At 71.3% G+C, this 18,472-nt stretch carries 17 protein-coding genes and 1 pseudogene; 5 read left to right on the top strand and 13 right to left on the bottom strand.

From position 1 onward, the window contains the following. Positions 1-33: 33 nt before the first annotated feature. A complete protein-coding gene (locus tag RUMESO_RS02705; RefSeq protein ID WP_037277897.1) occupies positions 34-975 on the bottom strand; it encodes a sugar ABC transporter substrate-binding protein in 942 nt (313 codons plus the stop codon). Positions 976-1,359: 384 nt separating this feature from the next. Between RUMESO_RS02705 and RUMESO_RS02700 the strand changes: the two genes are divergently transcribed. From RUMESO_RS02700 to RUMESO_RS26740, 5 genes and pseudogenes are all read left to right on the top strand, one after another. Continuing rightward, entirely contained in the window at positions 1,360-2,043 is a 684-nt protein-coding gene (locus tag RUMESO_RS02700) for a phosphoribosyltransferase (RefSeq protein WP_037277895.1), read from the top strand. 150 nt (positions 2,044-2,193) lie between these two features. Beyond that, the gene (locus RUMESO_RS02695) at positions 2,194-2,820 is read left to right on the top strand and encodes a TetR/AcrR family transcriptional regulator (RefSeq protein WP_245639110.1); all 627 of its coding nucleotides are present in this window, start codon (positions 2,194-2,196) and stop codon (positions 2,818-2,820) included. Between the two features lies 1 nt (position 2,821). Continuing rightward, a complete protein-coding gene (locus tag RUMESO_RS02690) occupies positions 2,822-4,027 on the top strand; it encodes an efflux RND transporter periplasmic adaptor subunit (RefSeq protein WP_156362639.1) in 1,206 nt (401 codons plus the stop codon). Between the two features lie 4 nt (positions 4,028-4,031). Continuing rightward, a pseudogene (locus tag RUMESO_RS26750) lies at positions 4,032-6,252 on the top strand (efflux RND transporter permease subunit); the annotation flags it as partial. A gap of 68 nt (positions 6,253-6,320) precedes the next feature. Beyond that, positions 6,321-7,340 (top strand): efflux RND transporter permease subunit, encoded by a 1,020-nt coding sequence (locus RUMESO_RS26740; protein ID WP_245639117.1) that lies wholly within the window; start codon positions 6,321-6,323, stop codon positions 7,338-7,340. 1,044 nt (positions 7,341-8,384) lie between these two features. Here the strand turns inward: RUMESO_RS26740 and RUMESO_RS02680 are convergent. The 12 genes from RUMESO_RS02680 to RUMESO_RS02630 form a co-directional block, all read right to left on the bottom strand. Further along, positions 8,385-8,699, bottom strand: a complete 315-nt coding sequence (locus tag RUMESO_RS02680) for an L-rhamnose mutarotase (RefSeq protein ID WP_037277893.1) — start codon at positions 8,697-8,699, stop codon at positions 8,385-8,387. Continuing rightward, positions 8,699-9,511 carry a sugar phosphate isomerase/epimerase family protein gene (locus RUMESO_RS02675; RefSeq protein ID WP_037277892.1) on the bottom strand — a complete coding sequence of 271 codons (813 nt, stop codon included), beginning with the start codon at positions 9,509-9,511 and terminating at the stop codon, positions 8,699-8,701. Before RUMESO_RS02675 ends, RUMESO_RS02680 begins: the two co-directional genes overlap by 1 nt. Continuing rightward, positions 9,511-10,560 carry a Gfo/Idh/MocA family protein gene (locus RUMESO_RS02670; protein WP_037277890.1) on the bottom strand — a complete coding sequence of 350 codons (1,050 nt, stop codon included), beginning with the start codon at positions 10,558-10,560 and terminating at the stop codon, positions 9,511-9,513. The genes RUMESO_RS02675 and RUMESO_RS02670 overlap by 1 nt, the downstream gene beginning before the upstream one ends. Beyond that, positions 10,557-11,264, bottom strand: a complete 708-nt coding sequence (locus tag RUMESO_RS02665) for a FadR/GntR family transcriptional regulator (protein ID WP_051520946.1) — start codon at positions 11,262-11,264, stop codon at positions 10,557-10,559. The genes RUMESO_RS02670 and RUMESO_RS02665 overlap by 4 nt, the downstream gene beginning before the upstream one ends. Beyond that, positions 11,261-12,220: an ABC transporter permease gene (locus tag RUMESO_RS02660; protein ID WP_037277889.1), complete on the bottom strand. Its 960-nt coding sequence runs from the start codon at positions 12,218-12,220 to the stop codon at positions 11,261-11,263. The genes RUMESO_RS02665 and RUMESO_RS02660 overlap by 4 nt, the downstream gene beginning before the upstream one ends. Further along, positions 12,217-12,516, bottom strand: coding sequence for an ABC transporter permease subunit (locus RUMESO_RS26040; RefSeq protein ID WP_211262762.1), 300 nt, complete (start codon positions 12,514-12,516; stop codon positions 12,217-12,219). Before RUMESO_RS26040 ends, RUMESO_RS02660 begins: the two co-directional genes overlap by 4 nt. Further along, a complete protein-coding gene (locus tag RUMESO_RS02655) occupies positions 12,489-13,244 on the bottom strand; it encodes an ABC transporter permease (protein ID WP_211262756.1) in 756 nt (251 codons plus the stop codon). The genes RUMESO_RS26040 and RUMESO_RS02655 overlap by 28 nt, the downstream gene beginning before the upstream one ends. Continuing rightward, a complete protein-coding gene (locus RUMESO_RS02650) occupies positions 13,241-14,749 on the bottom strand; it encodes a sugar ABC transporter ATP-binding protein (protein ID WP_037277887.1) in 1,509 nt (502 codons plus the stop codon). Before RUMESO_RS02650 ends, RUMESO_RS02655 begins: the two co-directional genes overlap by 4 nt. A 59-nt stretch (positions 14,750-14,808) precedes the next feature. Next, complete coding sequence (locus RUMESO_RS02645; protein ID WP_037277885.1) at positions 14,809-15,849, bottom strand: rhamnose ABC transporter substrate-binding protein; 1,041 nt, start codon at positions 15,847-15,849, stop codon at positions 14,809-14,811. 71 nt (positions 15,850-15,920) lie between these two features. Further along, a complete protein-coding gene (locus tag RUMESO_RS02640; RefSeq protein WP_037277884.1) occupies positions 15,921-16,877 on the bottom strand; it encodes a C-terminal binding protein in 957 nt (318 codons plus the stop codon). Then, the gene (locus tag RUMESO_RS02635; RefSeq protein ID WP_156362637.1) at positions 16,874-17,650 is read right to left on the bottom strand and encodes an acetoacetate decarboxylase family protein; all 777 of its coding nucleotides are present in this window, start codon (positions 17,648-17,650) and stop codon (positions 16,874-16,876) included. Before RUMESO_RS02635 ends, RUMESO_RS02640 begins: the two co-directional genes overlap by 4 nt. Positions 17,651-17,858: 208 nt before the next feature. Further along, positions 17,859-18,425, bottom strand: a complete 567-nt coding sequence (locus RUMESO_RS02630) for a DUF2585 family protein (protein WP_037277938.1) — start codon at positions 18,423-18,425, stop codon at positions 17,859-17,861. Positions 18,426-18,472 lie beyond the last annotated feature (47 nt).

Raw genomic sequence — 18,472 nt, 5'->3', positions numbered from 1 at the left:
TCCGGCCCCCGAAGGGGCCGGAGCGACGTCGGATCAGTTCTGGGTCAGGTACTGGTCGATGTTCTCGGGGGTCACGAGCTCGAAGGGCACGTAGACCTTCTGCTCCACCGGCTCCCCACGGGCGAGCGCGAGCGCCGCGTCCAGCGCGCCCTTGCCCTGGCCGGCGGCGTTCTGGAACACGGTCACGTCGAGGTCGCCCGCCTGCATCGCGGCCAGCGCGTCCTGGGTGGCGTCCACGCCGCCGACGATCACGTCCTTCATGTCCATCCCGGCGGCCTTCATCGCCTGGATCGCGCCGATCGCCATCTCGTCGTTGTTCGAGACGACGGCGTCGAACTGCGTCCCGGCCGAGAGCCAGTTGGACATCAGGTCCGCGCCCTGCTGGCGGCTCCAGTTGCCGGTCTGCTCTTCCACGATCGTCATGAACGAGCAGTCGGGCGTGCCGATCACGTCATGCACGTCCTGGGTGCGCTGCACGGCGGCCTGGTTCGACAGCTCGCCCTGGATGACGATGATGTTGGCCTCGGTCTTGCCGGCTTCCTTGAGGAGGCGGCAGACCTCCTGCGTCTCCAGCGTGCCCGATTCCCGCTCGTCCGAGGCGACGAAGGCCTGGTTGTCGGGCAGCGAGTCGACGTTGATCGGCTGGCGGTTGACGTAGACCAGCGGGATGCCGGCGTTGGCGGCGGCCTGCGACATCGCCTCGGTGGCCGAGGTGTCCACCGGGTTCACGATGATCGCGTCCACGCCGGCGGCGATGAAGTTGTTGATCTGGTCGAGCTGCTTGCCCACGTCGTTGCCGGCGTCCTCGACCTGCACTTCCACGCCGTCCAGCGTGCCGGCGTATTCGGTGATCCCGTTGCGCAGCACGGTCAGGAAGTTGTCGTCGAACAGGGCCATCGACACGCCGACGGTCTCGGCCATGGCCGAGCTGGACATCAGGGCGGCAAAGCCGGCCAGGATCAGGGTCTTCTTCATAGGTGTTCCTCCCAGTGCGGCGTCCGGCTCGCCGCGGGTCCGATCATGCCGGAGGGCCTCCCGGTCAGGGACGCCCGATGACAGCGGTCGTCCGGACGGGGACCGCCCCCACGTCCGCGACGCCTGGATTCTCGATGGTGGCTTGCACGCCGGTCCTCTCCCGTCCTCGCGGCGTCGTTGGCCGACGCTCCCCCGCTCGCTGCGGTTCTTGCCCTCGGACTGCTACTCATCGCCTGCGTCAAGTCAACGCACCATTCTGGCCTTTCCGCCAAGTTTGACGGATTTGCCCTCAGCCTCCTGACGAGATTGCGTCACGCTTTGGGGAACCGATCCGGCCACCTGCGGTTCTCCCCCGCGACAGCCCCAGGCCCAGGGAGGCCCGCGATGCGCCTCGGTCCCGACGGCTTCCACGACCGCCGCGAGGCCGGCCGCCTCCTGGCCGAACGCCTCGCGCCCCTCTCGGTCCCGACCCCCGTCGTCCTCGCCCTCCCCCGGGGCGGCGTCCCCGTGGCCTACGAGGTCGCCCGCGCCCTCCGCGCGCCCCTCGACCTGATCCTGGTCCGCAAGATCGGCGCCCCCGGCCACGAGGAATACGCCATCGGCGCCGTCGTGGACGGCGAGCCCCCGCAGGTCGTCCGCAACGAGGCGGTCATCGCCGCCCTCCGCGTCCCCGAGTCCTACATCGCCGAGGAGACCGCCCGTCAGGTGGCCGAGATCGCCCGCCGCCGCGCCGCCTATCTGGGCCCCCGCCCGCCCCTCCCCGTCGAGGGCCGCACCGCGATCGTCGTCGACGACGGCATCGCCACCGGCGCCACCGTCAAGGCCGCGCTCCGGGGCCTTGCCCGGGCGCGCCCCGCCCGCCTGATCCTCGCCGTCCCCGTCGCCCCGCCCGAGGTGCTGGCCGAGCTCCGCCCCCTCGTGGACGAGCTCCACTGCCTCCTCGCCCCGGACCCCTTCCGCGCGGTGGGCCTCTTCTACGACGACTTCTCCCAGACCGCCGACGAGGAGGTCGTGACGCTGCTCGAACAGGCATCCGCGCATCGGTTCGGCGAAAAGGCCCCGAGGTAAGGGACTCCCGACTTTTCCGGCGCGCACGGCCGCACTACCACCGCAGCAGATTCTTGCCTGACGCTAACGGAAATCACTGGACAGGACGGCCCGCCTGCTCCATGTGAATGAACGTTCATTCACTTCGATTCGACTCAGGGGATTCGCCGCGTGCTCCAGCAGCCCATCGCCACCACCGACACGGCCGAGGCCAGACAGCGCGCCGAGGCGATCCTCGCCCATGCCCGGCAGGCCTTCGTGGAGAAGGGCTTCGACGGCGCCTCGATGCAGGACCTCGCCCGCGCGGCGGGCATGAGCGCGGGGAACTTCTACCGCTACTTCCCCTCCAAGGCCGCGCTCGTGGAGGCGATGATCGCCCGCGACCTGCAGGAGATCGACAAGGGCTTCCAGGAGATCATCGCCTCCCCCGACCCCCTCGCCGCCTTCCGCGCCCGCCTGCGCGAGGAGATCGTCAAGAAGTGCGAGGGGGGCGACCGCCTCTGGGCCGAGATCGCCGCCACCGCGACCCGCAAGCCCGAGGTCGCCGCCGCGCTGGGCGGCCTCGAGGAGGGGATCAGCCGTCGCATGGCGCAGGTCCTGGGCCATGTCGCGGGCCTCTCCGACAACGGGGCGCAGGCGCGCCTCGGCACCCACGCCCATCTCATCTTCCTCATCATGCACGGCGTCATGTGCGGCCCCTCGTCCAAGGGCTCGCCCGACGAGGGCCTCACCGACCTCGTCCTGCGGACCATCGACGGGGTGATCGACGACGCCCTCTCCCTCGCCAAGGACCGCTGACATGCCCGCCCTGATCCGTGCCCTGACCATCGCCGCCCTCCTCGCCGCGCCCGGACTCGCCCGCTCGCAGGAGGCGAGCGCCTCCGAGGCCCCGCCCGCGACCGAGACCGCGCTGCCCGCCATCACCGTCTCCGAGGTGCGTCCGCAGACCCTCACCGACCGCGTCGTCGCCTCCGGCCTCGTGGACGCCGTGGAGGAGGTGCAGGTCCAGCCGCTCGTCGAGGGGCAGCCCATCGACGCGCTCCTCGCCGACGTGGGCGACAGCGTGGAGGAGGGGCAGGTCCTCGCCCGCCTCTCGACCTCGACGCTGGAGCTGCAGCTCAGCCAGCTCGCCGCCAACCGCGCCTCCACCGAGGCGCAGATCGCGCAGGCCGAGGCCAACGTCATCCAGGCCACCGCCAACGCCGAGGAGGCCGAGCGCCAGGCCGCCCGCAACGCCGAGCTCGTGCAGGCCGGCTCCGTGCCCCAGGCCCAGGCCGACCAGACCGCCGCCGCCGCCAAGGCCGCGCGCGCCGGGGCCAACGTGGCCGAGCAGGGCGTGGCCTCCGCCCGCGCGCAACTGGAGCTCGTGGACGCCCAGATCGCCAACGCCCGGCTCCAGCTCTCGCGCACCGAGGTCAAGGCGCCCGTCGCCGGCCTCGTCGTCGCCCGCAACGCGCAGGTCGGCGCCATCGCCTCGGCCGCCGGCGCGGCGATGTTCACGGTCGTCCGCGACAACGCCATGGAGATGCGCGCCGACGTGTCCGAGCAGGACCTCCTGCGCCTCCGCCCCGGCCAGGTCGCCCGTCTCACGTCCGTCGAGGGCGCCGAGCCCATCGCCGGCACCGTGCGCCTCGTGGAGCCCGCCATCGACCCGACCACCCGCCTCGGCACCGCCCGCATCCAGATCGACGACCCGTCCCGCGTCGTGAAGGGGATGTTCCTCACCGCCGAGGTCATCGTGGCCGAGGAGGACCAGCTCGCCGTCCCCGTCACCGCCGTCGGCGCGAACGCGGAGGGCGCGACCGTCATGCGCGTGCGTGACGGCATGGTGGAGCGCGTGCCCGTGACGCTCGGCATCCGCGACGGCGGCCTCGTGGGCATCGCCGAGGGCCTCTCCGAAGGCGACCTCGTCGTCACCAAGGCCGGCGCCTTCGTCCGCCCCGGCGACCGCATCAATCCCGTGCCGGCCGACGCCCAGGCCAGCGCCCAGGCCCCTACGGAGTGACCCCATGAACTTCTCCGCCTGGTCCATCCGCAACCCGGTTGCGCCCATCCTGGCCTTCGCGCTCCTCCTCCTCCTCGGGTGGCAGAGCTTCAACACGCTCCCGATCACGCAATTCCCGTCCATCGACGTGCCGCTCGTGTCGGTCAGCGTCTCCCAGCCCGGCGCCGCGCCCGCCGAGCTGGAGACCCAGGTCACCCGCAAGATCGAGGACGCCGTCGCCGGCATCTCGGGCGTGAAGAACGTCCGCTCCACCATCACCGACGGCCTCAGCTCGACCATGGTCGAGTTCCGCATGGAGGTCCCGACCGACCAGGCCGTGCAGGACGTCAAGGACGAGATCGACCAGATCACGGGCGACCTGCCCGCCGACGTCGAGACGCCCACCGTGACCCGCGTGGACGTCGAGGGCGGGGCCATCATGACCTTCGCGGTCTCGGCCCCCGCCATGACCTTCGAGGAGCTCTCCTACTTCGTCGACGACACCATCAAGGGCGAGCTCCAGGGCCTGCCCGGCGTGGGCCGCGTCGACCGCTACGGCGGCGCCGACCGCGAGATCCGCGTGGACCTCGACCCCATCCGCCTCGACGCCTACGGCATCACCGCCGCCGCCGTCAGCCAGCAGCTCACGCTCACCAACGCCAACCAGGGGGCGGGGCGCAGCGAGCTCGGCAACGGCGAGCAGGCGATCCGCGTGCTGGGCGACCAGGGCGACGCCGCCCGCCTCGCCGCCACCACCATCGCGCTGCCGACCGGCCAGCAGGTGCGCCTGGACGACCTCGGCGCCGTCACCGACACCTACGAGGAGCTGCGCTCCTTCACCAAGGTCGGCGGCCAGCGCGTCGTGACCTTCGGCGTCTACCGCGCCAAGGGCGCCTCCGAGGTCAGCGTCTCCGAGGTGGTCAACGAGACGCTCGACGAGATCCGCGCCGCCAACCCCGGCGTGGCCATCACGCTCGTCGACGACACCGTCTTCTACACCGAGGGCAACTACGAGGCCGCGCTCCACACCCTGATGGAGGGGTCGATCCTCGCCGTCATCGTGGTGCTCCTGTTCCTCAGGAACTGGCGCGCGACGCTGATCTCGGCCATCGCCCTGCCGCTCTCGGCGATCCCGACCTTCTACGCGATGGACCTCCTCGGGTTCTCGCTCAACCTCATCTCCTTCCTGGCGCTGACGCTGGCCACCGGCATCCTGGTGGACGACGCCATCGTGGAGATCGAGAACATCCAGCGGCACATCCGCATGGGCAAGACGCCCTTCCGCGCCGCCATCGACGCCGCCGACGAGATCGGGCTCGCGGTGATCGCCACCACCTCGACCATCGTGGCGGTCTTCGTCCCCGTCTCCTTCATGCCCGGCATCCCCGGCCAGTACTTCCGGCAGTTCGGCCTCACGGTCGCCATCGCGGTGATCTTCTCGCTGCTGGTGGCGCGCCTCATCACGCCGCTCCTTGCCGCCTACTTCATGCGCGCCAAGGACGCCGCCGGGCACGAGCAGCGGGACGGCCTCGTCATGCGCGGCTACATGCGCTTCGTGAAGGCCACCGCCACCGGGCGGCTCCTCTTCATCCCGGCGCGCTACCTCACGCTCCTCACCGCCTTCGGCGTGCTGTTCGTGTCGGTCTACTTCATGATGCAGGTCCCGGGCTCGCTCTTCCCGCCGGACGACTCCAGCCGCTTCCAGCTCTCGGTCGAGCTGCCCCCGCAGCACCCTCGAGGACACCGAGCGCGCCACCGACGCCATCACCGCCGCGATCCGCGACGTGGACGGGGTCAAGGACGTGTTCGTTCTGGGCGGCTCCTCGCCCACCGGCGGGCTCGACGTGCGCCGCGCCGCCGTGTCGGTGATCCTGGACCGCCTCGACAACTCGCTCGAGCGCAAGCTCCTCGACATCGCCGACCGCATCCCCGTGGTCCGCGACCTCGTGCCCGACCTGCCGCCCCACGGCCGCATCCGCCCGCAATGGGAGATCGAGCAGGAGGTGGCGGGCCTCGTCGCGCCCATCCCCGACATCCGCGCCTACCGGCTCAACGTCGGCCCCGGCGGCGGCAGCCGCGACATCACCTACTCGATCCTCTCCAACGACGAGGCGGCGCTGAACGAGGGCGTGCAGCGGCTGGAGAAGGCCCTGCAGGGCGAGCCGCTCCTCGCCGGCGTCTCGGCCGAGGGCGCCCTGCCCCGGCCCGAGCTCCAGATCACGCCCCGCCTGGAGGAGGCCGCGCGCCTCGGCGTCACCACGGCCTCCATCGCCCAGACCCTGCGCGTGGCCACCATCGGCGACTACGACGCGAGTTGGCCAAGCTCAGCCTCGACAACCGCCAGGTCCCCGTCCGCGTCGAGGTCTCCGAGGCGACGCGCGACGACCTCGCCCGCATCGGCGCGCTGCGGGTGCCCACGGCGGGCGGTGGCTCGGTCCCGCTCGACGCCGTGGCCGACATCCGCATCACCGAGGGCCCCTCGGCCATCGAGCGCCTGAACCGCGAGCGGCTCGTGACCATCGGCGCCAACCTGCCCCCCGGCGTGCCGCTCGGCACCGCCACGGCGCGCTTCAACGAGATCGTGGCCTCCGTGCAGCTCCCGCCCGGCGTCCACACCGCCGAATCCGGCGACGCCGAGGTCCAGCAGGAGCTCGCGACCTCCTTCGTCAACTCGATGATCCTGGGCCTCCTGCTGGTGCTCACCGTGCTGATCCTGCTGTTCCGCTCGGTGATCCAGCCCTTCACCATCCTGTTCTCGCTGCCGCTCGCCATCGGCGGCGTGGCGGCGGCGCTGATCCTGACCCAGAGCCCGGTCTCCATGCCGGTGATGATCGGGATCCTGATGCTGATGGGGATCGTCACCAAGAACGCGATCCTGCTCGTGGACTTCGCGGTCGAGATGCGGGCCCGCGGCATGACCCGCTTCGAGGCGGTGGTCGAGGCCGGGCACAAGCGCGCCCGTCCCATCGTGATGACCTCCATCGCGATGTCGGCGGGGATGCTCCCCTCGGCGCTCGGCGTGGGCGAGGGCGGCTCCTTCCGAGCGCCCATGGCGACGGCGGTGATCGGCGGCATCATCGCCTCCACGATGCTGTCGCTGGTGGTGGTCCCGTCGTTCTTCCTCATCATGGACGACCTCCAGCGGGTCGCCTCCTGGGTCTTCGGCCGCTTCGTCGGCGCCAAGGAGGAGGAGCCCGCCGCCCCCGACCCGCGCGACCTCGCCGCCGCGCTGGACGACCGCCAGGCCGAGATCGCGGCGCTGGAGGCCCGCCTCCTCCGCCTCGAAGGCGACCGCCCGCACCGCCTCCCCGGCGGCCTCCACGTCGCCGAGTAGCGCCGCCGCGCGCGACGCCCCACGGGCCGGCCGGGACACCCCCGCGCCGGCCCGTTCCCCTTTCCGGGAGCCCCCTCCTTCGCCGGCCGGGCGGCGCCGCTCCGCGGGTTCTTCGTCCCGACCTATTGGACCTTCAACCTGTCCTGGCGCGAGGAGCCCGTCCGCCGCATCGACAGCGACGTCGGGCCCAAGGGCTGCCTGACCAAGCCAGGGATGCCCAACCGCGAAGGCAGTCACGAGCCACTCTGGCGCGGCATCCTGCCCTGACCGCCGTAGGGTGCGCTTCAGCACACCACACGAGGGCTCCATTCAAGCGGTCCCCGGGGGTCTCTCGCCGCAGGTGCGTGCTCGCACGCACCGCGCCGGCGGCGCAGGACGGCCCTGATTCGGAGCGGCAAGCGGTGCGTGCAAGCACGCTCCCGACGAGGGCGACGCAACACCCCCGCCGAGCGGATTTCCCCGCCGGATCAGCTTTGTAGCTGCGGGGTGTTGCGTCCCCCCACCCCCACCGAACGCCCCGTTCACCTCTCGTTAACCCCTTTGCGCCACTCTCCCGCCCAAGGCCCCGCTTCGCCTCCGCCCCTCCCCGGACCACCCCCGCCCGTCGAGGGCACCTCGGGTGCAGGAGGGGCGCAGACCCCGGCCCCTCGTGTGACCGCCTTCGGGCGCGGAGGGGACGGGTCGGACACGCGGGAGAGCCCCGGAGCCGCGCCGCTCCGAGATCCGACACGGCAAGGGCCTGAGGACGGACAGCGGCGGCAGGGGGGCGGACAAGGAGAGGACCGATGAACTAGCACCACGCCGGCCCGTCGCCCGCGGCCCCTGGCCCGAGGCGATGAGACCCGAGAGCCGGCACAACATGGACCGCCGCCCCGACCTGCCCACGCGGAGGGCGGCCGATGTCCCCAGGACCCCGCACGCCGGACACCCCGGCGGACCGGCCCTCCCGCTCGCGCGCCCTGAACCCGCAAGCCTGGAGACGCCGGAGGCCACGCGGGGGTCACACTATGGAAAGGGGCCCGCCACGCTGGGGACGCCCGGCCCCTAGTCCATATGGAACTGCTTCGGCAGCAGGTAGGGGAACCCCGTCGCCGGATCGGCCTCGACCTTCATGATCGGTCCCATCCACTCGCCCCAGCGGGTGTTCACCGGGTCCGCCGCGATGGCCCTCTGCAGCGCCGGCAGATCGTCGCACTCGAAGTAGCCGAAGAGCGTGAGCCCGTGCCGGAAGATGTTGTAGTTGCGGAACCCGGCCTTCCGCAGCGCCTCGGTCATCTCCGGCCAGATCTCGTCGTGGCGCTTCCTGTATTCCTCCTCGTAGCCCGGCCGGACCTCCAGCACCCACGCATATCCCGGCATCACGCCCCCCTGTTCCAGTCGTTGAACGCGTCGCGCAGCGCGACCGTCTCGGTCAGGACGTCGTCGAAGAGCGTCCCCATGTAGTCCTGGTGCACCGCCTCCAGGGCCAGCGCCCCCGCATACCCCACATCCCGCAGGGTCCCGAACAGCGCCGGGAAGTTGATCACCCCCTGCCCGAACTTCGCCTGCAGCACCCCCGGCCGCGCCTGCCGCAGATGCACGTGCGCCGCATGGGGCGCGAGCGGGTCCACCTCCTCCTGCCGGAACCCCAGGCAGACGAAATGCGCGTAGTCGAGCGCGAGCCGCACGCCCGTCGCCTCCACCAGCCGCCGCACCGGCTCCGGGCTCTCCGCCCAACTATGCACGTGCGGCTCCACGCAGACCCGCTCCCGCGCCCCCGGCACGTCCAAGAGCACCCTCAGGCTCTCCGCCGAGGCGCGGCCTGCCTCCTCCCGCGACTGCCCCGGGTTCACGATCCCCGGCAGCACGAACACCGTCCCGATCCCGGCGGCCTCCGCGAAGGCCAGCACCTTCTCAAGGTCCCGCGCGTTCGCCTCCACCGCCCCCGGGAGCGCAAGGTTCCGGTCCGCCAAGCCGTCCCCGAACAGATGATAGTAGTTGGCGACCCCGACCCCGAGGCCCCTCAGCCTCTCCGCCGCCCCTGTCGGGTCCGCCAGCACCTCGGCCTTGTCCAGCGCCGAGCGGTAGAACAGCCCCACGTCGATGCTCGGGATGCCCAGGACCTTCGCCAGCCCCGCCACCTCCTCCAGGGTCAGCCCCGGAAAGCTCCACGACGTGACCGACAGCCGCATCACGACACCCCCGTCGCCTCGACCTTGCCCGAGGCCGCCGCCCGATACATCGCATCCAGCGCCGCCGTCACCCGCAGCCCGTTCCGCGCGTTGGAGGCGTTCTCGACCTCCTCCCCCGCGCAGAGCCGCGCGAAGGCCTTCACCGGCAGCGACCCGTCATAGAGCCCCTCGAAGTCCGTCAGCGGCATCGCCTCGTCCGCCCCGTCGTGCCGCCGCAACTCCAGCCGCGCCGGCAGGTTCGAGAAGCTGACCATCCCCTCGGTCCCGTAGAGCCGCACGTCCGTGTGCATCCCCACGTGCTTCGGCACCGTCGAGGCCCCCGACAGCGCCAGCGTGGCCCCGCCCGACAGCCGCCCCATCGCCGCGTCGTAGTAGTCCACCCCCGAGGGCGACTTCACGTCGAGGCACCCGAGCTGCTCGATCCCGGTGTCGGTGACATAGGCCACCCAGGCCAGCGCATGGCTCATCTGCCCCCAGCCATAGCCGCCCGCCCGCTTGGGATCGGCCCAGGTCGAGGGCGGCGGCCGGAACAGGTGATCCGCCGTCTCCGCCATCGGCTTCCCGGCCATCAGGTCGTCGAGCGGCGACCCCATCTGCGCCACCACGTGCCGGAGCTGGCCGATCCGCCCGCCCCGCACCCACTCCGCCGCCTTGGCCGAGAACCTGGTGAAGTTGAGCCCCGTCGGCACCATCACCTCGCGCCCCGCCCGCTCCGCCGCCTGCGCGATGGCCCGCGCGTCCTGCACCGAGGTCGCCATCGGCTTCTCGACGAGCACGTGGCACCCCGCCTCCAGCCCCGCGACCGCCGGCCCGGCATGGGCCACGTGCGGCGTCGCCACCACCAGCCCGTCGAGGCGCTCCTGCGCGAGCATCCGGTCGAGGTCCCGATACCGTGCCGCGATCCCGAAGCGGTCCCCCGCCACCCGCAGCTTCTCCTCGTCGAGGTCGCAGATCGCCACGACCTCGGCATCCCGGCATCCCTGCAGCGTGGGGATGTGCATGACCACCGCCCACCAGCCGATGCCCACCACCCCGATCCGTGCCGTCATTCGTCCTCCTCCCCCACCGTCGACCGGTAGACGTTCCGCATATGCGCCGCCGCCGCCCGCGCCGCCGCCTCCGGGTCCCCTGCCCGCAGCGCGGCCAGCAGCTCCCGATGATCCCGCAGGCTCCGCTCCAGCACCCCCGGCGTCTCCGAGGCGCGCTTCCGCACCTCCAGGCCGAGCACGTTCAGGCTCTCGCCGATGCGCTGGAGGTAGGGGTTCCCGCAGCCCTCCCAGATCGCCTCGTGAAAGGCATAATCCGAGGCGCGGAACGCCGTCGGATCGGTCAGCGTCCCGGCCTGCCCGTCCAGGATCGCCTCCAGCCCGTCAAGCGCCACGTCGCTCATGTTCACCGCAGCCCGCCGCGCCACGTCGCTCTCGATCAGCGACCGCGCGTCATACAGCGCCCGGATGTTCGAAGGCTCTAGCGACACGAAGAACCGGATCGGCCCCAGCAGCGCCTCGGCGTCCAGCGCCGAAACGACGTGCCCACCCCCCTGCCGCGACCGCACCACGCCCAGGATCGCCAGCCCCTTGATCGCCTCCCGCACGGACGGCCGCGACACCCCCAGCGATTCCGCGAGGTCCCGCTCCGGGGGCAACTGGTCCCCCGGCCGCAGGTGCCGCGCGACGACGAGGTCCAGGATGCGCCGGGCCACCTGCTCGGCCACCGACTCCCTCTGGATCGGGTCGAGCACCGGCAGCTTCACGCGACCGTCCTCCCCGAGAGCCGCGCGCCCAGGCGCGGCACCAGCACCGAGGCGAGGAGCAGGAGCCCCACCACCCCCGTCTGGATGTGCCCGGTGACGTTCAGCAGCGCCATCCCGTTCCGCAGGCTCAGCACGATCAGGATGGCGAGGCCCACGCCCGTCAGCGTCCCGGACCCGCCGAAGATGCTGACGCCCCCCAGCAGCACCATGGTGATGATGTCGAGCTCGAACCCCTGTCCCACGTCGCCCCGCACGGCCCCCACCCGGGCGGCGAACAGCAGCCCCGCATAGGCCGCGACGAGCCCCGAGGCCATGAAGATCAGGATCTTGTGCCGCGCCGTGTCGATCCCCGCGTAATCCGCCACGTCCCGGCTCACCCCGATGACGTAGGTCTTCCGCCCGAACCCCGCCCGCTCCAGCACCACGTAAAGGACCATGAAGAGCAGGATGAACGACAGCAGCCCCAGCGTCAGCGGCCCGACCAGCCCCCTCTGCCCCAGCGCGTTGAACCAGTCGGGGAAGTTCCCGATGCTCCGGTCCTCCAGCAGCACCCGCGCCACGCCCCGGTAGCCGATGTAGGTCGACAGCGTCACCACCAGCGACGGCAGCCCGACCCGCGCCACGAAGACCCCGTTCACGAACCCTCCCGCGAGGCCGATCAGCAGGCAGAGCGCGCAGGCCAGCGGCGCCGGCATCCCCGCCTGGCCCACCATGGCGGCGAAGGCGCAGGCCGACAGCCCCATCATCGAGCCCACCGACAGGTCGATCTCGGCGTTGATGATGACGAAGGTCATCACCAGCGCGACGATGATCTTCTCGATGGAGAGCTGGAACAGGTTGACCTGGTTGCGGAGAGTCAGGAACTCCGGGCTGAGCCAGGCATTCGCCGCGTAGACCAGCGCGAGGACGACCAGCAGGAACGTCTCCCAGGGCCCGAGCGTCCAGAACCGCCTCATGGCGTGGCCTCCTTGGCGACGGGCGCCGCCGCCTTCTCGCGCCGGATGCGAAGCCGGTTCAGCCGCCGCATGAGCAGCGCGTCCGCCGAGACCGCCGCCAGGATCAGGAAGCCCAGCACCGCCTCCTGCCAGAACTCGGAGACCAGCTCCCACCGCACGAGCGAGTTCTGGATCAGGTCCACCAGCACCGCCCCGATCAGCGCGCCGATGACGCTGCCCGAGCCGCCGTTGATGCTGACGCCCCCCAGCACCGCCGCCGCGATGGATTTCAGCTCGAAGCCCAGCCCCGCGACCACGGTGATGTTCCCGAACCGCGCGAGGAAGAAGAGTCCCGCGAGCCCCGCCAGCGCCCCGCCGCCACGAAGGCCGCCAGCACCGTCCGTCGCGAGTCGATCCCCGCCATCTCCGCCGCATCCGGGTTCGAGCCCACCGCATAGAGCGCCCGCGCCGGCCGCAACCGCGCCAGCGCCAGGTGCACCATCACCACGACCACCGCCGCCGCCACGAAGGCCGCCCGGAACTGCACGCCCCCGACCGTGAAGAGCTGGAGGTTCGGGAAGTCCACCAGCCACTGCGGCAGATCCTCGGTGGTGATGCTCTGCGCCCCCGAGAACTCCACGAGGCTCGACCGGAAGATCGCCATGCTGGCCAGCGTCACGATGATCGACGGAATCCCCGCATAGGCCACCAGGAGCCCGTTCACGACCCCGAACCCCGCCCCGATCCCCAGCGCGGCGACTGCCAGCACCACCGGGTTCACCTCTGGGAAGGCCGACACGATGGCGCCCGTCGCATAGGCCACGAAGCCCACCACGGACCCGAGCGACAGGTCGATGTTCCGCGTCAGGATCACCAGCGTCTGCCCCGTCGCGATCAGCGCCACGATGGCGACTGAGGACGAGATCCGGTTGAAGAACCGCGCCGACAGGTAGCTGTCGATCTGCGTCGCGAAGAAGCCCGCGACCAGCACCAGCACCGCGAGCAGCGCAAGGATGCGCAAGGTTCCGGGCGAAAGCCGCGTCATGCCGCCAGACTCCCCTGCCCCGTCGCGAGCGCCATCACCGCCTCCTGCGACGCCTCCTCATGGCGGAGGACCCCCATCTGCCGCCCCTCGCGCATCACGAGGATGCGGTCCCCCAGCGCCAGCACCTCCGGCAGGTCCGAGGAGATCACGACCGCTGCGCCCCCCTGCCGCACGAAGTCGCGGATCAGCTCGTGCACCTCGGCCTTGGCGCCCACGTCGATCCCCCGCGTGGGCTCGTCGAAGATGAGGAGCTCCGGGTTCGTCTCCAGCCACTTCGCCAGCATCACCTTCTGCTGGTTCCCGCCCGACAGCTTCCCCACCGCCGTGTCCGCGTCCGCCATGCGGATGTTGAGCCTGCGCCGGTATTCCTCCGTCACCCGCCGCTCGGCCCGTTCCTTGAGCAGCCCCCACGATGTGAGCACCTTCCCCAAGGTCGCCAGCGTCATGTTCGACCGGATCGACATCGGCATGGCGAGCCCCAGCTTCCGCCGGTCCTCGGATACATAGGCGATCCCGAGCCCCATCGCCTCGCGGGGGCTCCCGATCCGCACGTCCCTGCCGCGCCAATGGATCGTCCCGGATGTCGCCGGATGCACCCCGAAGAGCGCAAGCCCCACGTCCGTCCGCCGCGCCCCGATCAGCCCGGCGAGGCAGAGCACCTCCCCCCGGCGGACCTCGAAGGAGACCCCCTCGAACACGTCCTCGACGCCAAGGTCCTCGACCCGCAGCACCACCTCGGGCGTCGCGTGGCTCGCGTCCTTGCGGAAGTAGTTGCCGACCTCGCGCCCCACCATCTCGGCGATCATGCGCTGGGGCGTGACCTCCGCGATGGGCCGCGTGGAGATGTGCTTGCCGTCGCGGATCACCGTCACCCGGTGCGCCACCTCGAAGATCTCCTCGAGGCGATGCGAGATGTAGACGACCGCGACCCCTTCCGCCGCGAGGCCCCGCGCGATGCGCCGCAACTCCCCCGCCTCGTGCGCCGAGAGCGACGCCGTCGGCTCGTCCATGATGAGCACCCGCACGTCCTGGCTCAGCGCCCGCGCGATCTCCACCGCCTGCTGCTCCGCCAGCGTCAGCCCCGAGGCCACCCGGGTCCGGGGGTCGGAGGCCCGCATCCCGATCCGCGCGATCAGCTCCCGCGCGCGGTCGCGCAGGATGCCCTTGCGCTGCACCAGCCCCAAGTCGGTCGCGCTGATGAAGATGTTCTCCGCCACGTCGAGGTCCGGGAACACCATCGGCTCCTGGTAGATCGCGCTGATCCCCTTGGCCCGCGCCTCGCGCGGCCCCGACAGCGCCACCGGCTGCCCGTCGATCTCCACGACCCCCGTCGTGGGCACGTGGACCCCGGTCATGGTCTTGATCATGGTGCTCTTGCCGGCGCCGTTCTCGCCCACCACGGCGTGGACCTCGCCGGGGTAGAGCTCCAGCGTCATGCCGGACAGCGCCTGGGTCGCGCCGAAGCTCTTGGACACGTCGCGCAGGGCAAGGACGGGGGCGGCCATGGGGGGAACTCCAGAAGAGGGGCGGCCCCGGGAGACGGGGGCCGCCCGATCGAGGCGCCTTATTTGGCGGCGGCCTCGACGTTCTCGCTGTTGTAGACGGTGAAGGGTCCCATCAGGACGCGCTTGGCGCCCTCGCGGCCGGGATCGGCCTCGATGGTGTAGTCGCCCATCCGACCCGCCGTGAACTGCTCGCCCACCTCGCCGGTCAGTTGCCCGGTCGCGAGGCCGTAGGCCACGTAGGTGGTCAGGTAGCCCAGGTCCCGGAAGTCCCACAGCGCGAACTGCGGCGCGCAGCCGTTCATCGTGTAGGACACCATCTCCGCCGGAAGCCCGAGGCCCGAGACCTTGATCTGCTCGCAGAGGCCCTCGTCCTGCATCGCCTTGGCCGCCGCCTGGATGCCCACGGTGGTCGGCGCCATGATGAGCTTCAGGTCGGGATGCGAGTCGACCAGCGCCAGCGCCCGGTTGTAGCTCTCCTCCGACTGATCGTTCCCGTAGACGGTGTCGACCAGCTCCAGCTTCGAGTACTTCTCGTCCGAGGACAGCACGTTGTTGAGCGACTCGATCCAGGCGTTCTGGTTCGCGGCGTCCGGCGAGGCGGAAAGGATGGCGAACTGCCCCTCGCCGCCCATGATGTCATAGGCCATGTCGGCCATGACGCGGCCCGTCTCCTCGAAGTCCACCTGGGCCACGAAGACGCTCTCGCCCTCGGCGCCGGGGATCGGGCTGTCCCAGGACACGACCTTGACGCCCGCCTCCTGCGCGGCCTGCGCCGCCGGGGCGATCTGGTCGCCCGCGTTGTTCGAGATCATCACCGCGCCGACGCCCTGCGTGGCCGCCGTCGTCATGATCTCGATCTGCCCGGCCACCGAGTTCTCGGGCGTCGGCCCCAGGAACTGCAGCTCGCCCGCATCCTGAAGCTCGTCGTGGGCTTCCTGCGCGCCCTCGTGGGCCTGGTCGAAGACCAGGATGCCGAGGAACTTCGGCAGCAGGATCATGCCCCCCGAATCCTGGCCGGGCTCCAGCGTCTTGGCCTGCGCGAGCGCCAGCGTCGCGCAGGAGGCGAGAAGGGCCGCAAGGCCCAGGGTCTTCAGCATCATCTTTCCTCCCGGAGGGTTCCATTCCATCCGCCTCGGGGGAGTCCCTCCCCTCCCCTCGAACGGTATCCCTGTCAGTCGGGCACCGGCTTCCGTGGCCCCTCGCCCCGCAGCGCCCGCGTCACGTCCTCGGCCACGAGCCCCTGCAGCCGCCCGATGGCAGCCTCCGAATACCAGGCGGCGTGCGGCGTCAGCAGGCAGTTGGGCGCGTCCCTGAGCGGCGAATCCTTCGGCAGCGGCTCGGTCACGAACACGTCCAGCGCCGCGCCGCCGATCACGCCCTCCTTCAGCGCCTGCGCGAGGTCGGCCTCCTCGATCAGGAACCCCCGTGCCGAGTTGACGAGGATCGCATTGGGCTTCATCCACCGCAGCCGCTGGGCGTTGAAGAACCCCCGCGTCTGAGCCGTCGCCGGCGCGTGGAGCGAGATCACGTCCGCCTCGCGCAGCAGCGTCTCGGCGTCCATCAGCGTCACCCCCAGCGCCTCGGCGTCCTGGGCCGACAGCCCCGGGTCCGACGCCGCGAACCTGAACCCGAACCCCTTGAGGCGCTGCAGCACCGCCCGCCCGATCTGCCCCAGCCCGAAGAACCCGAACACCGTCTCCCCGAATGGCTTGAGCGGCCGCGACACCTTCACCGCCGCCCACTCTCCGGCCCGCACCGAGGCGTCGGCCTGCGGCAGCTTCCGCAGCATGGCCAGCGCCATCGCCGCCGTGTGGTCCGCCACCTCGTCCGCGCAGTAGTCCGGCACGTAGCCGACCTTCAGCCCCGCCGCCCGAGCCGCCGCCATGTCGATGTTGTCGTAGCCCACGCCGTAGCGGATCACCGTCCCGCCCGGCGCCATTCCTTTTGCGGCGGCCTCCGTGAACGGCGAGAACTGCACGAGCGCCACGTCCGCGCCCCGCACGGCCTCGGCCACCTCCTCGGCGGTCTTGGCCTGGAAGGCCTCGAACTCCGCGCCGGCCTCGCGGGCGGCGCGTTCCTCCTGGTCGAGGCTCGGGAAGGTGCGGTCGGTGACGACGACGCGGCTCATGGGGACACCGTAAGATAGTCGTGGATGATCTCGCCGGGGACGAGGGTGAAGTCCGCGCGCCAGAGGAAGCCCTCCAGGGGCTCCACCACCGGCAGGCGGAAGACGGGAAGCTGCGCGTTGGGCCGCAGCTCCACGGTGCAGGGTCCGCCCCAGGCCTCGTGGACCACGACCTCGGACAACCTGCGCGAGGTGAGCTGCCGGATCGCAGGCCGCCCGTCGATGTGGTCCACCGCCTTGAGGTTCAGGTTCGTGGCGAAGTCGAAATGCGGCTTCAGCGCGTCCGGCGACACCGCCCGCTGCTTGTAGGCCATGGTCCCGGTCAGCACGTCGATCCCGTTCCGCTCGATCCGCCCGACCACGAGGTCGCCGCGATAGTCCAGCGAGAGGTTCGCGAGCTTCTTCGGCTGCCCATGCACCTCCCGCCCATGCGCGACTCCCACGTCCGAGGACAGCGCGAGATACGGCGAGTAGGCGCCCATCCGGTCGCCGAGCCGTGCCCCCACCATCACGTTGGCCTCGCCATAGGGCCCGAGCCAGTCGGTATCGTTCATCTTGTAGATGTGGACGCAGGCCACGTCGCCCACCGGCTCCAGCGGCGGGGGCAGCAGGAAGGCCATCGCCTCCGGGTCCGTGCGCCAGTACAGCGTCAGGATCTCCGCGTTGCGGAAGCGGAACGGAAACGGCGGGATCGTCGGCGCGTCCCAGGGCGTCGAGAACCCGCCCGCGCGGATGTCGCCCTCGGTCGGCCTCCTCAGCCCCCAGCGCGCGCTCACGCGCCCATCCTCCGCCAGCAGCGGCACATATCTCCTCCCACGGGGCCTTCGGCTTCGGACGCCGAATTGGTCTGACCAATTTGCAGGTCGGAGGAGGCGTGGGTCAAGTGGAATCTGCGAGCCACCCGGCCCCTGGCAGAGACATGCGCGCCACGGGAGCCCGCCGCGAGGAGGCGCCCGCTAGGGCACGCCCGGAAGGCGAGACGACCTAGCCCGCCACCCCGGCCTGCCACGCGCGCACGGCCTCCACCGGCCAGAGCAGCATGAGCACGTTGAGTGCGAGCCCGTCGCGGATCATCCAGGTCGTGAAGGCCTCGAAGGCCAGGGCCAGCAGGACCGAGGCCCAGACCGGCAGCCTCCGCGCCAGCCAGAAGCCGACCGCCATGCACCCCACGTCCATGACCGAGTTCAGCACGGAATCGCCCAGGTAGTCCTTGGACACCGTCGCGTTGCGGTACCGCTCGATCACCGCGTCCGAGTTCTCGGTCAGCTCCCAGGCGCATTCCACGACCACCGCGATCAGGAACCGCCAGCCGAGCGCCAGTCGCCGCGCCACCAGCCACAGGACGCCGAAGAACAGCAGCCCATGGATGACGTGGCTCGGCGAATACCAGTCGAGGAGGTGCTGCGACCCCTCCGGCCCCCAGGGGTCGTCGTACCAGAGCTGGACGTGCCCCGACGACGGCCACGCCTGCCGCCCGTCGAGCAGCAGCCAGGCGGCGCTCAGCGCCACGACGACGAGCGAGAGGATCCAAGGGCGGGCGTCGCGCGACATGGTCCGGACCCAACCATGCGCGACCCCGGCGGGCAACGGGCGGTCCA

The sequence above is a fragment of the Rubellimicrobium mesophilum DSM 19309 genome, assembly GCF_000600335.2.
Lineage (GTDB): Bacteria > Pseudomonadota > Alphaproteobacteria > Rhodobacterales > Rhodobacteraceae > Rubellimicrobium > Rubellimicrobium mesophilum.
Note: the sequence above shows the minus strand (reverse complement) of the source record. Positions and strands in the feature narration are given on the sequence as shown.

Coding starts and splice junctions, on each gene's coding strand:
- RUMESO_RS02630 (WP_037277938.1), bottom strand. CDS start 18,425: ATGTCGCGCGACGCCCGCCCTTGGATCCTCTCGCTCGTCGTCGTGGCG.
- RUMESO_RS02690 (WP_156362639.1), top strand. CDS start 2,822: ATGCCCGCCCTGATCCGTGCCCTGACCATCGCCGCCCTCCTCGCCGCG.
- RUMESO_RS02670 (WP_037277890.1), bottom strand. CDS start 10,560: ATGACGGCACGGATCGGGGTGGTGGGCATCGGCTGGTGGGCGGTGGTC.
- RUMESO_RS02660 (WP_037277889.1), bottom strand. CDS start 12,220: ATGAGGCGGTTCTGGACGCTCGGGCCCTGGGAGACGTTCCTGCTGGTC.
- RUMESO_RS02645 (WP_037277885.1), bottom strand. CDS start 15,849: ATGATGCTGAAGACCCTGGGCCTTGCGGCCCTTCTCGCCTCCTGCGCG.
- RUMESO_RS02650 (WP_037277887.1), bottom strand. CDS start 14,749: ATGGCCGCCCCCGTCCTTGCCCTGCGCGACGTGTCCAAGAGCTTCGGC.
- RUMESO_RS02655 (WP_211262756.1), bottom strand. CDS start 13,244: ATGACGCGGCTTTCGCCCGGAACCTTGCGCATCCTTGCGCTGCTCGCG.
- RUMESO_RS02705 (WP_037277897.1), bottom strand. CDS start 975: ATGAAGAAGACCCTGATCCTGGCCGGCTTTGCCGCCCTGATGTCCAGC.
- RUMESO_RS02700 (WP_037277895.1), top strand. CDS start 1,360: ATGCGCCTCGGTCCCGACGGCTTCCACGACCGCCGCGAGGCCGGCCGC.
- RUMESO_RS02640 (WP_037277884.1), bottom strand. CDS start 16,877: ATGAGCCGCGTCGTCGTCACCGACCGCACCTTCCCGAGCCTCGACCAG.
- RUMESO_RS02680 (WP_037277893.1), bottom strand. CDS start 8,699: ATGCCGGGATATGCGTGGGTGCTGGAGGTCCGGCCGGGCTACGAGGAG.
- RUMESO_RS02675 (WP_037277892.1), bottom strand. CDS start 9,511: ATGCGGCTGTCGGTCACGTCGTGGAGCTTTCCGGGGCTGACCCTGGAG.